This window comes from Pantoea sp. Cr_R13 (assembly GCF_029222565.1).
In the GTDB taxonomy this organism is placed as follows: Bacteria; Pseudomonadota; Gammaproteobacteria; order Enterobacterales; family Enterobacteriaceae; genus Pantoea; species Pantoea eucalypti.
The window spans coordinates 288,684-302,419 of sequence record NZ_JARHXL010000018.1; the positions used below are offsets into that span (position 1 = coordinate 288,684).

Below are 13,736 nucleotides of genomic sequence, written 5' to 3' on the forward strand. Positions count from 1 at the left end.
TTATCCGCAGACGAAGGTGCAACTGCTGAAAAAAACGTCTTTTTGGATCTCAGGTTCACCGGCTTAACCCGAAACAGGCTTCACATCCGTCACCAGCGTCGGCAGATCCCAGGTGCCGCCCGCATGGATATAACGACACATGCCGGTCCCACCATCATAACTTTTGCGGAAAGCCTTGCCATCCCATACCCAGTTTTCCTGGCTCATGCAGTCGCCGATGCCACGGCCTTTCTGCACGCTGGTAATCTCGCCCTTGTCGTAATCCGACCCGGAAATGGTCACCAGCTCAGGCTTGCCTTTTAGCTGGTTATCAATGACCCAGTAGCCATAGCCTTCGTTATACGCGGCCCGCCAGCAGAGCGATGAAAGCAAAGCATGTGTATCATCCAGTGGCGTAAGCGTAAGTCCGTCAGTTTCAGGATCGCTGTTTTCTGCCGGTGAATAGAGGCTGTCGCACGTGTCATCGTCATTGTGATTGACCGTTGCAAGCAGCCGGGTTTTCAGTGCGTCGCTTTCCGAAGCGGTCAGCAAACGGGGTTCGCCGCCGAGGGTTTTAGCCGCCTGAATAACCGGTGTAGGCACAGCCTTAGCCACGCTGCTTTCCGGTTTATTGCCCTTTTTAGTAAGCGCACCTGGCGTGCCGATACGGCCCTGCACGTCGTCCGCTTTCAGCAGCACAGCGTAAGCGCCCTCACCGGAAAGCAGAAATGGTTTGGTGCCGCCTTTAAACTCGACTTTACCGCTGCCTTTGACGGCGCTGATGACCGCTGAGGTCTGACTTGCCGACATTCGCCAGTTGTCGTCAGCCGCCACCAGATCACCTGCTGATTTCCCGTTAATCCAGAGCGTCAGCTTTTCCGCCGGTTCGCTGTCATCTTCGGTGTCGCCCAGCGTCACTTCTCCCACTGTCTCAGTTCCAGGTCCAGCGGCACGGGTGAGCAGGATGGAGCCGGAGGGATCCTCTTCTTTGCCATAACCCGCAATGCGGCAGGTCAGGGTGTTATCACAGACAACTTCCCAGTCTTTGTGCTCAAGCGTTTTTCCGCTCTGGGCGGCCTGAGCCGACAGGGAGAGCATCGCCAGCACAAAAAGCATCGGTTTACAGTTCACTTTATTTCCTTATGTTTTATTTCTGACATCAGCACTGGTATCACTCTTACATCACGAGTGCGAGAAAACCAACAGCCATTGTTAATTGCCGCCAGGCTTTAACGAAAGGCTGAGCCACGTTCCTGGGCGATGCAGCTATAGGGTAACTCTCTCTTTTTTGTTACGCGCTTCAACCAGCACACGGTGCAACTGGCCGACTGAAAGGTCGCGGATAACGGGCGCAGGAATGCCGCGCAGACGTCTGCAAAGATAAACAATGCCCAAGAAGTCGATGCCTTCACTATGGAAAAGATATTCGTTTTCTTTCAGAGAGAACGTCTTACGGAAATCCTCTTCTTCTGTAGAAAAACTCACGTCGAAAATTTTTTCCGCTTCCTCCAGCAACTCAACACCATCATCGCCGGTAATCCCCAGATCCTTTTCCAACCAGGTATTTTCATTGATGGTTTCACGTTTACATCCTGCAAACTCGCGAACAAAAGCGATAACGTCCGCCATTGAGGGTTCCATATCATTGCTCATGCTAAAGCGCTCCGCGCTATCCTGCCAATTTACAGTCGTCCTAAGGTCATTTCCTGCACCTCAGCCGCTGGATTGGCCTCTTTCACGGCGGCAAGAAAACCGACAAAATCCCGATTAAAAAGGGTGTAGTTGTTCAGGACTCTGAACTCCCTTTCGGTGCTATAAGACCCGGTGACGTAACGAACAAGCCATACCCGGCGATTGCTGACTTCAGTTCCGGTAACTTTTATCCTGATAATATTCTTCAGCGGAACTTTGCAAATCGTTTCGCCTTCGCGCTGCTGATACAGGAAGTCGCAGTCATACTAATAATCTTCCGTGTTCATGCCCAATTTTTTCAATATCGGCGTATTAGCCGATATCTTCTTCATCTCGCCTGGAGAAGGAGGGAGCCCTTTTTTGAGGGGCAAAGGCTTGAAGCAATACCAGATGAGCAAAATGAAGAAAACTAACGACAGCAGTGAGAAAATAAAATAAACAAACTGATGCATTTAAATGACCCGATCTGTTCGGATAGCTCCTGATTATATCGAAGAAGATATGACGCCGTTATCCGTTTTTATTGCCCTGCCAGCTCATCTTTCAGTGCACTACGATCTGTCTGGCGAGTGCCAGAGACAGGCAGTGCCGAGCGCCAGCCCCACAACTGAGTTGCCTGAATAAATCCGGCTATGGCCCAACGTTTTAACCTGAGCATCCTCCCTCAACTTATCTCTTACGCTGATGTTGTCTTGATTGTCTTACAGCGCCTGCTCGCCTTTAAAAACTCCCAAATCCCTCCCCACCTTTACGGTTTACATTTACCTGCATTTGTTATGTGATCCTGTTACATGAATTTCTCGAGCTGTCTCGCAAAACAGGATCCTGCATGCGCTTTTACCAGGCCGATCCCCGCCTCGAAAACTACTGGCGCGGCGTTATTCTTTTTGGCAAAAACGTCGCGTCCTATAAATTTGCTCTTGCCCATGCGCTATACGACCTGAAGCAGCCGGACAACGATTTGATTACGCTGGAAGCGCTGGCCGTGCCTTTTGTCAGGCATTTGTGCGCTCACCTGCGTCATGCGCCAAAGCAGATTACCAGCAAAAGCAGCGAGTTTCTGGAGGCGTGCAGGCAATTCAACGCAGGCGAAATCAACGAAGAACAGTTAATCGCTATTACCGTTAAGCGCGGTTTTGCTAACGTCATCGATGCTTTTCATAATGTGAATCATGCCGAGATCGACAAACGCTTTTTCCTGGATGAACGGCGAAGTCATAAAGGCATACGACTTACGGATAATTTTTATCAGCTGACGGAAAACGAACAGTTCGCCAGTCTGGAAGCGGAAACGGATGCAAGATGGCGGCTGGTTGAAGAAGCCTGGGCGATGAATGTTTCACGCAACCTGATTGCGGTTGATTATGACGATAATGACAAAATGCTTTTCAGCCGCCAGAGTGGTCGCCGCGTCGATATTACCAGCTGTCGCAGCAGCCTGAACGGCTACCAGAAAGGACTGTGTTTTTACTGCTTCCGCGCCATTGGCGTGACGGGCGGCGAAGAGAACCTGGCGGATGTCGATCACTTTCTGCCGCTGATACTCAGCGAGCAAATCGGCAACCTCAACGGCGTCTGGAATCTGGTGCTGGCCTGCCAGACCTGTAATCGTGGCGCTCAGGGTAAGTTTGCGCGCATCCCGTCAATAGCGCTGCTGCAGCGACTGCATGATCGAAACGAATACTTTATTAACAGCCATCTGCCATTGCGGGAGACGTTACTCCGCCAGACCGGCGCAACGCCGATACTACGGCACAGCTTCCTGCAAAACAGTTGGGATACGGCAAAATTTTCCCTGCTCCACGAGTGGCAGCCAGCGGCACAGGGAGGCAGCCAGTTTTGAGCAACGAAGATTATTACCGTCAGAACGCTCAACAGTTTTTTACCGACACGGCAAGTGTGGATATGTCTGCGCTTTACCTGACATTTACCGGTTACCTGCCGCCAGGCGCTCGCATTCTTGATGCAGGCTGCGGTTCAGGTCGTGACGTCAAAGCCTTTAGTGAAATGGGTTTTGACGTCGAAGCCTTCGATGCATCAGCAGAGTTGGTTGCGCTGGCTCGTCAGTGGTCCGGAAAGCCTGTAGCGCAGATGCGCTTTCAGGATGTTGATGCGGTTGAAAAATATGACGGTATCTGGTGCTGCGCATCGGTGCTGCATGTTTCCCACACTGAACTCCCTGACGTCATGGCAAAGCTGGCCACAGCGCTAAAGCCTGGTGGCGTCTGGTATCTCTCCTTTAAGCATGGTCACGGCGAACGGGAAAAGGACGGGCGCAGATTTACTGATATGGATGTAACTGGGTTTCAGAAACTGGTTGAAGGAATGAATACTCCCGGCAGGGCCCCCCTGGCTAAAAATAAGCTGGGGATCATAAAAGAGGCTGGATCTAAGGACGCAACGGGGAACAGGTTCGCTTTTGAAACGGCAAAAATCTGGCAGACCGGTGATGTACGTGCGGGACGCAGCAATGAGATCTGGCTGAATGCGATTATCAGGAAAAGTTTAATTTGATAGCTGGCCTGGGAAATCCCTGACTCCTGCTACAACCTTAATCACTCACCCAGCCCCCAAACGCAAAAGAGCCAACCTCGCGGTTGGCCCTTTCTTGCATCTTGCATGCTCAGCATCGAGTATCAGCGGTGCCCGTTTACAGTTCACTTTATTCTCTCGGGTTGTATTTCTTTCCGGCTAGCACGGATATTTTGTGACTATATCGAAGAAAACAGGTCACGGTTATCCGTAGAAACTTTACAGAAAGTTTTTACATAAAATCATTAGCAGCTGTCCTTTCAGTTCAGCCTGCACTGCCAAAAATTTGCCATGACCATTACAATATTTTAAAGTTAATTCATCAATGGACGCGATTTCCGGGGAAAAGCAACGGACGCAACAATGTTCCCCAGCTCAGTCTTATCGGGCATGGTTTCAGTACCGATGGATTTATCTGGGGCTGGAGCGAACCCTCAGGGCGTCATTTCCCGCGCCTGTGAAGCCTCCAGGCGACTTCAGATGCAAAACCCTGAACTGTGGCGGAAACTGCGGGTCAACGACTACGACATGCTCTATTTCATGTTTGAAGAACCCCTGCAGAACTTCATCAGAATGGGTGAAATGTTACGTAAAAACCCCTTGGCCTCCAGAGAATTTATTAATGCTATCGAAAATTATTAGACTTCTTCGTAAGCTCATCGCCGAATTATCTGGCGGTCTGGTATTAATGGCTATGGTCGTGGGCATATTTTTGGCAGCCACGCTGAACGAAGGTGCCATGCGCATCATTGCTCCGCTGCTGGTTCTTGTCGCGGGACTGGTTGTTTATGGCCTGACTCATCTGATTGCTGAAAAGCCAGACCGCCATTAACCTGCACTGACTTAGTGCCCGGAAAACCAGCTTAAGTCGTCGTGAGTTCAGACCAGATACTTTACGGCCCTTGCCCTGCCTCTTGCGGAACAGGGTCGATAAAACGTGAATAGGGTGATGTTCGTCAGACAGGATAAAGAAATTCTTAGCCGCATTTTACTCGCGGAATTTAAGCTCACTAATACGCCTGTTATTTACACCGTGATAAAAACACAATACAACCCGGTATAAAAATATAATTTCACCTATAAATACTAACAAACCTTAAGCATCGACTATTGGAACTCTCAAATAAGAGATATGATGAATTCATTCAACCAACACGACTTCTGAAAAACTCCAAAAGAATATCAATTAATTTCTCAGCAGAAGCGCGATTATTACCCAACAATAAAAAATCATCACGAAACAATATTATCCTCACTCATCCAAATGCCTCCCGCTCATTTACAGAACATTCTCAAAGCGCTATTTAAACCAGAATTTCAGGAACTTTCTGCTCGTCAGCCTCTCTTAGCAAAACTGAATAAGAAGATACTGAGGTTAAGATGAAGCAGGCACAACGCAGTGCATGGGTTTTGGGCGTGGCGGCACTTCTGGTGGCAGGCAGTGCATCAGCGGCAAGCTGGCAGGATCAGCTGAGCAGTGCAGCGTCGCAGCTCAGCCAGCAGAACAACGGTAGCACCACCAGCACCACGCAGCAGAATGGCGGTCTGTCGCTCTCTTCTATTACCAGTATGCTGGGCGGCGGCGACAAAGCGGTCAGCGCCAACAGCATGACCAACGCGGCTGGTGTGATGCAGTATTGCGTCGAACACAACGTGGTGAAAAACAATGTGCAGTCGGTGAAAGATCAGGTGCTGAGCAAGCTCGGTCTTAACACCACCACCGCGCAGGAACAGAAAACCGATTACACCCAGGGCGTGGCAGGCCTGCTGAATACCGGAAATGGCCAGCAGCTGAATCTGCAAAGCCTGAGCAACTCACCCATGGGTGAGAAGCTCAAAACCAAAGCCTGCGACGTGGTACTGAAACAGGGTAAAAACTTTATCTCCTGATCCCCCTATTCATCTCTCCCCTCGCAGCACTGAGGGGAGCATTAAACCCCGCCATGCTGTGATGCCTGACATTCCCATAACCTGGGGTTGAGCGCTATAGTGTTGTTTTGGTTTCTACAGGACAGCACGCATGAAAGGCATCAACATCGCACTTTACTTCGACCCCGATCAGATTCAGGCCTGCGTTCACGAACAGGATGACAGCTATCTCAGCAAAAAATTCGAGTATGACGATGGCGTGATAGAAGAGATCTACCAGTGGCTGGAGCAGTATGAACCCAAACGCACGCACATCTGCCTGATTGAGAACGAAACGGCCGAACTGCTGGCCGATGAGCTGGTCGACAGTGGATTCCGCGTCCATCAGGTCACCATGCATCAGCTGTTGAGCTGGTTCGCCACCGAGCCGCCGTCCACGCCAGACGGCACGCCTATGCGCGCCATGCTGCGCTTCCTGGAAGATGAACATCCGCGTGAATATGAGTCGCGCACGCCGCAGACTGAAGCACTGATGGAGATGTTCGACGAGCTCGATGCACTGGAGATGGTCGATGACGCCGACGACGAAGACACGCTGCCAGGCGATCTGCTGCGCGCCATGAAGAAGCACAAAATCACCGCCAGTGCTGCAGCTCAGCGACTGTTGCCGGACGTCAACGAGCGTATCCGCGAACATCTGATGCAGTATCCCGAACTGATGACGCCGGAAATCCTGCAGGACTTCTTCCCGGAGCTGCTTGAGGCGCTGGAGCGCCCGAAACACTAATCAGGGAGTGCAGACATGCTGGAGCTGATTAAAGCCGTTAGTCTGGGGCTTGTCGTGATCCTGCCGCTCGCCAATCCACTCACCACCGTGGCGCTGTTTTTAGGGCTGGCGGGTGATATGAATTACCAGCAGCGGAACCGGCAGGCGCGCCAGGCGTCAATCTATGTTTTTGCCATCATGGTGGTGGCGTGGTACGCAGGCAGCGCGGTGTTGCATACCTTTGGCATCTCGATACCGGGCCTGCGTATGGCCGGTGGGCTGATCGTTGCCTTTATCGGTTTTCGGATGCTGTTTCCGGCCAAGCCTGCGGGTCATTCGGTTGAAGCAAAGCAGAAACTGGATGAGCTGGATGAAGCCAAAGAGCCGGTGAATATCGCCTTTGTGCCACTGGCGATGCCGAGCACGGCGGGACCCGGGACCATTGCGATGATCATCTCGTCAGCCTCGACGGTAAGAAGTGGCGTTGATTTTCCTGCCTGGGTGATTAGCGTGGCGCCGGTGCTGACCTTCCTGCTGGTGAGCCTGATCCTCTGGATCTCTCTGCGCAGTTCGGGAGCCATCATGAAGCTGGTGGGCAAAAGCGGCATTGAGGCGATCTCGCGCCTGATGGGATTTTTGCTGGTCTGCATGGGCGTGCAGTTTATCATTAACGGCGTGCTGGAAGTGGTGCGCACCTTTCACTGATCCGGAATGTCCCCTCTCCTGACCGGCAGAGGGGACTGCCTGATTACTTCAGCGTTTTACGCACCTCAGTAACCTGATCTTTACTCACCGCTGGCGCGGTGTTGCTCCAGCCCTGGCGAATAAAAGTCGCGAGCTGCGCGACTTCATCATCGCTCAGACGCTGGGCAAAGCCCGGCATCGCCAGCGTAGACGGTGCTTTCGCCGTAGAAGGCTGCTGCGCACCGGCCAGAATGGTATGGATCAGACCGGTTGGATCCTTCGCATTCACGATGGTTGCCCCATCCAGCTCCGGGAAGATCGCGGGTGCGCCTTTGCCGGTCACGAAGTGACAGGCACCGCAGTTATCCAGATAGAGACGCTCCCCTTCGCTGAGGTTCTTCGCCGCCGTGAGCTTCGCTTCCGTTGCCTGCTGCGCCTGCACGCTGAACGCCTGCAATGGCGGATTGCCGCCCAGGAACTTCAGGTAGGCCGCGATGGCTTTCAGATCGGCATCGGTCATGTGTGAGCTGCTGTGCTCAACCACCGAGGTCATCTCACCGCCCACTGCCGCTTTATCGTTACGGCCGGTCTGGAGGTAATCCACGATCTCCTGCTCGCTCCAGTGCGGCACACCGCGCAGTGACGGCACATCCCAGTTGTTCAGGCTGCCGCCTGCCAGAAATTTATCATCACCGCTGTCCAGCGCTTTCTCGTTCATGCCCAGACCGCGCGGCGTATGGCAACTGCCGCAGTGGCCCAGACTCTCCACGATATAGGCACCGCGATTAACCTCGGCTGATGCGCCACCAATCGGCTGGAACGGCTTATCTGACGCGAACGCCCAGTTCCAGAAGCGCATGCCCCAGCGCTGGCTGAACGGGAAGCTCAGATCGGTTTCCGGCGGCTGTTCTGCGCTCGGCTGCACGCCTTTCATGAAGTAGACGTAAAGCGCGTGGATATCGGCATCACTGATTTTGGCGTAATCAGGGTATGGCATCGCCGGATAGAGATGCGATCCATCCGGTAACACTCCCTTGCGCACCGCGTCAGAGAACTGCTGCTCGCTGTAGTTGCCGATACCGTGCTGCTTATCGGGCGTGATGTTGGTGGAGAAGATGGTGCCAAGGTTCGACTCAATCGCCAGTCCACCCGAATAGGCAGGCTTGCCGGGCAGTGAGTGGCACGCCATGCAGTCGCCCAGCCGGGAGAGATATTCGCCCTGCTTAATCAGTTGCGCTTCATCTTCGGCGTGAGCAGGCAGCGCAAATCCGCTGGCCAGCAGCACCGCGTTGGCAAAAATAAAAGACTTCAGTTTCAGCTTATTCATGCGCTTATGCCTGTACCAGTGGGCCGGGGTTTTTCAGGTAGTGGTCTTTGATCGCCTGCGCCGCCATCAGGGTAATTGCACCGATGGTATCGGTCGGGTTCGCCTGGAAGTTCTGCGGGAAGGCATTACCGCCCGGCACAAAGACGTTATGCACATCCCAGCTCTGCAGATACTTGTTGAGTGCAGAAGTTTTCGGGTTATCGCCCATCACTGCGCCGCCCACATTGTGGGTAGAGACATATTTAGTGAGATCGAAGTCCGCGCCCATCGGCAGGAAGCTCATGCTCATGCTGTCCGGGTTCAGCTCTTTGGCGATGTTGCCGACGATGCCTTTCAGATGCTGCTGCAGCTTCAGCTCGTTCTCTTTCCAGTTAAACGTCATGCGCAGCAGTGGCAGCCCACGGTGATCGTTGTAGTTGGGATCGAGATCCAGATAGATATCGCGGTAAGACTGACAGGTGGTGGTGATGCTGATCTTCATCGAATGACCGTACCACTCTTCCAGGCCTTCCTTGTAACCCATGCCCCAGGATGGCGTGCCTTTTGGCAGCGCGGTGCTGATTGGCGTACCGGTCGCCTGGGAACTGTGGATCTTCGCACCGCCCAGGAAGCCGAGCGAAGGACCGTCGAAGTTGCCTGGCGAGATATCGTTAAACATCTGGCCGGTGGCACCCGCGGTGGCGTACGGATTGAAGTTTTTATCTTTGAAGAACAGCGTCGCGCCGCCGTTCGACAGGAACGCGTAGTTACGCCCTACCACGCCCTCTTCGGTAATCGGGTTGTAAGGCTTGCCGATGCCGGAGAGCAGCATCAGACGCACGTTGTAGAGCTGGAAGCTGCTCAGCACCACAATTTTCGCGGGCTGGAAGCACTCGTTGCCCTGCGCATCGATGTAGATCACGCCTTTCGCGGTTTTCTTATCATCGTTCAGCACCACCTTGATCACTTCTGCGTTGACTTCATACGAGAAGTTCGGCATGCGCTTCAGCGAATCCATGACTGCGGTCTGCGGCGATGCTTTGGAATAGTTCAGGCAGGGATATTTACTGCAGTAGCCGCAGTAGTTGCATGGGGCGATCTGGTTGCCGTACGGGTTTTTCCATGCACGCGACACACAGGCTGACGGGTTCGGGAACGGATGGTAACCGAGTTTGGTCGCCACCTCTTTGAACATTACGTTGTTTAACGTGTCATCCAGTGCAGGCAGCGGATAAGGCTCAGAGCGCGGGCCTTCAAACGGATCGCCGCCTTCCATGATTTTGCCGCGCAGGTTGCCGGTGTTGCCCGACTGGCCGCAAATCAGTTCGAATTTGTAGTAATAAGGTTCGATCTCTTCCCAGCTGAACGGGAAGTCCATTACCCGCATATCATCCTGCAGAATGCCCGGCTTATACGCCTCGTCGACATAGGTCTTCAGTTTGATATCGGTTGGCGTCGGACGGATCAGTACCGCTGTCCAGTGCAGGCCAGAACCACCTACGCCGGTGCCCGGTGCAAACGCGCCCCATTTACGGGTGGGTAATGCGGTCTGGCTGCTGTTGTAGCGTACGGTGACCGCCACTTCGGCGGGCGTTGCAAACACTTTGTTGCGCACTGCATAGGCGTATTCATCCGCCGGTTTTGGATAGGCGAACTCGTCGTAATCACGATCGCCGCCACGCTCCAGCGCGCGCACGTCCAGACCGGCCAGCGCCAGCTCGATGCTCATCAGCGAGCCTGCCCAGCCGAGGCCGCAGACCACGACGTCGACTTCTTTTTTAGTAACCTGTGCCATGATAATCCTGTTTCAAATACCTGATGTGGAAGCGCGTTATGCGCGTTCACCTTTGATGCTGACCGGGCCCAGCGGATAAGGCACGTTGTGCTGTTTCACCCATTCGGTGAAGCTGGCACGCGCGCCCGGGAATCCGATGGCGATCCAGGCTTTCATGCCTTTATTACCGCCGTACATCGGGTCGGCCAGGTAGCCATGCTTGGTATCTGAAAGCAGCTGGCTGAAGAAATGGGAAGGTTTAAGATCGGCTTCGCCCAGCGCGGCATAATCGATCTCGTTTTTGTTGACCTGGGTCAGCACCGCATCTTTCTCTTCCAGCGTCAGTGCATGAAACGCTTTCTGATGTGTGTTCTGCGACCACTGATTAATCAGCCGGATACCGGTCTGATACATCTGCTGTGGGCGGAACGGAATCTGATAACCCATGGTGGCCGGCGCCTGGGTATTAAAAGGCCCCTGCAGGTAGATTTCGCTGCCAAACGCCTCGCTGTGCAGCTGCTGATCGATAAAGATTGGCACGTTGGTTTCCAGCGCGCCCGGCGCTTTGCCTTTGCCGCCCGCCGGAATCAGGCGGTCGGTAGCAGCCAGAATGAATTGCCACTCATCGGCGCTGAAAAAGATCGGTTTGTAATCGGTTAACTCGGGTGCAGCCATCTCTGCAGCCTGTGCCGCAGTCATGCCTTTCAGGACCAGCTCACTTAATGGCAACGCCAGCAGTGAACCGAGCAAAAATTTACGCCTGGTGGTGGGTTTTTCTAAAAGCATATCCGCACGACTCTCATCTGCTAAATACCCGTTTAATTTGTTATGTCGCTGAAAGGCTGAATAGAGTCAGGAAACTCTCCACAGAGATAAATGCATACAGCACTGACGACGGCAAAACAGACAAGGGCGGGTAAAATTATGGTTCGGTGACTAACGGAACTTATCGGTTAATAACCTGGCAATATTAGGGATATAAATATTTCTGAATGTAAAAATTGAATTAAAAAGATGTCGAAGTGAAAGTTTATCATGGTGTTGCAGAAGGGTTATCAAGAGGTAAAAGATTTACATTGCAGGAATCGGGGATAAAACCGCATAAACATCGGGCATTTGGCTGTTACGAGGCAGAATGGAGGGTGTTATTTTCGCTCTGTCATCATCACGTCTGCTAACCGATAAAAAAAAATCATACTTCCATACAAGAAAAGCGTTTCTTATCGCTAACACTATAGTGGCTTTATCAGCCGCACAATCAGACAGTGCGCAATTTGTGATCGCATGAGTAAAAGCGTGTTAATTTTGTGCATTTTAAAATAAAGACGAAATAATTACTGACAGACACTATCTTATTTTGTCTCTTTGCCCAAATCGCTACGCAAATATTTGTGCAAAGCTCATAACAAACCGGCATTTTGAGATTATCAGGCGCCCGATAGAGTAGAGAAAACAACGGCTCAGGATAACGCTCAATGCGCAAAACACTCTTGTCACTGGTTTCTGCTCTGGCACTGGTTCACCCGGCACATGCCGCCACGCCTGCTGACACTTTAGTGGTCGCTGTGCCACTTGATGGCATTATCAGTTTCGATCCGGCGGAAAGTTTTGAAACCGTCAGTAATAGCAGCCTGCGCAATATCTACCAGACGCTGCTTGAGCCGGATCATCAGAACCCGCAGAAGCTCTCGCCACTGGCCGCCACACGCTGGCAGGCCGGGAAAACGCCCCACAGCCTGGTGTTTGACCTCAACCTGCAGGCTCGTTTCGCCAGCGGTAATCCGGTCACCGCGCAGGATGTGGTCTTCTCATTAACCCGTGCGGTAAAACTCAACAAAGCGCCCTCTTTTATCCTGGGCGAGTTTGGCTGGACGCCGGAAAATATCGATCAGCAATTCACGGTGATCAATGACCACCAGTTTGAGCTGCGCTGGCCCGCAGAGATCGGCAGCGATCTGGCGCTGCGCCTGCTGACCGCGCCGGTCGCCTCCATCGTCGACAGTAAGCTGGCGCAGGAACACGCCAGCAGCAACGATTACGGCAATGCCTGGCTGAAGAACCACTCAGCTGGCAGTGCGGCTTATGCCATAAAACAGTTCATGCCGCTGCAGGCGCTGGTGCTGGAGGCCAACCCCCACAGCACGCAGAAGCCGCATCTGAAGCGTGTATTACTGAAAGGTGTGGCCGATCCCGGCTCCCGGCGTCTGCTGATCCAGCAGGGTGATGTGGATGTCGCCTGTCAGCTCGGTCCGGATCAAATTGCCGCACTGAAAAATACCGCCAATGTGCGGGTCGATGCTTTTCCGTCCAGCCTGATCTATTACCTTGGCTTTAACACCCAAAGTCCGCAGCAACCGGCGCTGGGGAATCCGGCGCTATGGCAGGCGGCACGCTGGCTGGTTGACTATGACAGCCTGGCAAACCAGCTGTTGAAAGGTCAGTACCGCATCCATCAAAGCTTCCTGCCGGACGGCTTTGACGGTGCGCTGAACAGCACGCCGTTCCATTACGATCTGAAAAAGGCGCAGGCAATATTGCAAAAAGGCGGCATTAAACCCGGCACGCATATCGCGCTCACGGTAGTGAACCAGCCGCCCTATATTGATGTAGCGCAGGCACTGCAGGCGAGTTTTGCCAAAGCGGATGTGAATCTCGATATCCAGCCGGTGGCGGAATCAGAGCTGTGGAGCAAAATGCGCAGCCGCGACTTTCAGGCAATCTTCACCTACTGGGGCGCGGACTATATCGACCCTAACACGAATGCCAGCACCTTTGCCTCTAACGTGCCAAGCGGCGGCAAAACCCTGGCGTGGCGCGTCGGCTGGTCCATTCCGGAACTCAGCGCCCAGACCCGCGCTGCCGCCGGAGAGAGCGAAATCGTGAAACGTCGCAACCTCTACACCAGGCTGCAAACCCGCATTCAGCAGGATTCGCCGTTTGTTGTGCTGCTACAGGGTGCCGTCCAGGTGGCGGTGCGCAGCAACCTTAATCACCTGCAGCAGGGCATCGGTGTCAGTCTGCTGAATTTTGAAGAGGTGCAGAAGTAAGTCCTGGTTTGAGGCCGTTGCTTCACGCAGCCGCGGCCTTTTTTGGTGAATAGTTCTCCTCCTGTGCCGCTCTGGCTTGCTATCCTT

At 53.1% G+C, this 13,736-nt stretch carries 13 protein-coding genes; 8 read left to right on the forward strand and 5 right to left on the reverse strand.

Translation table 11 applies throughout. The features are described 5' to 3' along the window. Positions 1–63: 63 nt before the first annotated feature. A complete protein-coding gene (locus P2R09_RS18295) occupies positions 64–1,095 on the reverse strand; it encodes a DUF1176 domain-containing protein (RefSeq protein ID WP_078804902.1) in 1,032 nt (343 codons plus the stop codon). A 150-nt stretch (positions 1,096–1,245) separates the two neighbouring features. Then, positions 1,246–1,632 (reverse strand): hypothetical protein, encoded by a 387-nt coding sequence (locus P2R09_RS18300; RefSeq protein ID WP_003850945.1) that lies wholly within the window; start codon positions 1,630–1,632, stop codon positions 1,246–1,248. 868 nt (positions 1,633–2,500) lie between these two features. Between P2R09_RS18300 and P2R09_RS18305 the strand changes: the two genes are divergently transcribed. The 7 genes from P2R09_RS18305 (at position 2,501) to P2R09_RS18335 (ending at position 7,543) form a co-directional block, all read left to right on the forward strand. Then, a complete protein-coding gene (locus P2R09_RS18305; protein WP_003850950.1) occupies positions 2,501–3,514 on the forward strand; it encodes an HNH endonuclease domain-containing protein in 1,014 nt (337 codons plus the stop codon). After that, the gene (locus tag P2R09_RS18310; protein ID WP_003850952.1) at positions 3,511–4,185 is read left to right on the forward strand and encodes a class I SAM-dependent methyltransferase; all 675 of its coding nucleotides are present in this window, start codon (positions 3,511–3,513) and stop codon (positions 4,183–4,185) included. The genes P2R09_RS18305 and P2R09_RS18310 overlap by 4 nt, the downstream gene beginning before the upstream one ends. Before the next feature lie 381 nt (positions 4,186–4,566). After that, positions 4,567–4,845: a hypothetical protein gene (locus P2R09_RS18315; protein WP_275771808.1), complete on the forward strand. Its 279-nt coding sequence runs from the start codon at positions 4,567–4,569 to the stop codon at positions 4,843–4,845. Then, positions 4,826–5,035, forward strand: coding sequence for a hypothetical protein (locus P2R09_RS18320; protein ID WP_008925474.1), 210 nt, complete (start codon positions 4,826–4,828; stop codon positions 5,033–5,035). The genes P2R09_RS18315 and P2R09_RS18320 overlap by 20 nt, the downstream gene beginning before the upstream one ends. Before the next feature lie 548 nt (positions 5,036–5,583). Next, a complete protein-coding gene (locus P2R09_RS18325) occupies positions 5,584–6,093 on the forward strand; it encodes a DUF2501 domain-containing protein (protein WP_105099515.1) in 510 nt (169 codons plus the stop codon). 130 nt (positions 6,094–6,223) lie between these two features. Then, positions 6,224–6,859 carry a hypothetical protein gene (locus tag P2R09_RS18330; protein WP_003850964.1) on the forward strand — a complete coding sequence of 212 codons (636 nt, stop codon included), beginning with the start codon at positions 6,224–6,226 and terminating at the stop codon, positions 6,857–6,859. Positions 6,860–6,874: 15 nt separating this feature from the next. Beyond that, positions 6,875–7,543, forward strand: coding sequence for a MarC family NAAT transporter (locus tag P2R09_RS18335; protein ID WP_003850965.1), 669 nt, complete (start codon positions 6,875–6,877; stop codon positions 7,541–7,543). Positions 7,544–7,586: 43 nt separating this feature from the next. On the opposite strand, the gene P2R09_RS18340 is transcribed toward P2R09_RS18335, so the two are convergent. Genes P2R09_RS18340 through P2R09_RS18350 form a run of 3 tightly spaced genes read right to left on the reverse strand, consistent with a single transcriptional unit; the run spans position 7,587 to position 11,388 of the window. After that, entirely contained in the window at positions 7,587–8,849 is a 1,263-nt protein-coding gene (locus tag P2R09_RS18340; protein ID WP_275771813.1) for a cytochrome c, read from the reverse strand. A gap of 4 nt (positions 8,850–8,853) precedes the next feature. Then, on the reverse strand, positions 8,854–10,623 hold the full coding sequence (locus P2R09_RS18345; protein ID WP_008925471.1) for a GMC family oxidoreductase: 1,770 nt from the start codon (positions 10,621–10,623) through the stop codon (positions 8,854–8,856). A gap of 36 nt (positions 10,624–10,659) precedes the next feature. Further along, on the reverse strand, positions 10,660–11,388 hold the full coding sequence (locus tag P2R09_RS18350) for a gluconate 2-dehydrogenase subunit 3 family protein (RefSeq protein WP_275771816.1): 729 nt from the start codon (positions 11,386–11,388) through the stop codon (positions 10,660–10,662). Between the two features lie 689 nt (positions 11,389–12,077). Here P2R09_RS18350 and P2R09_RS18355 point away from each other — a divergent pair. Continuing rightward, positions 12,078–13,649, forward strand: a complete 1,572-nt coding sequence (locus P2R09_RS18355; RefSeq protein ID WP_275771818.1) for an ABC transporter substrate-binding protein — start codon at positions 12,078–12,080, stop codon at positions 13,647–13,649. Positions 13,650–13,736: the final 87 nt, after the last annotated feature.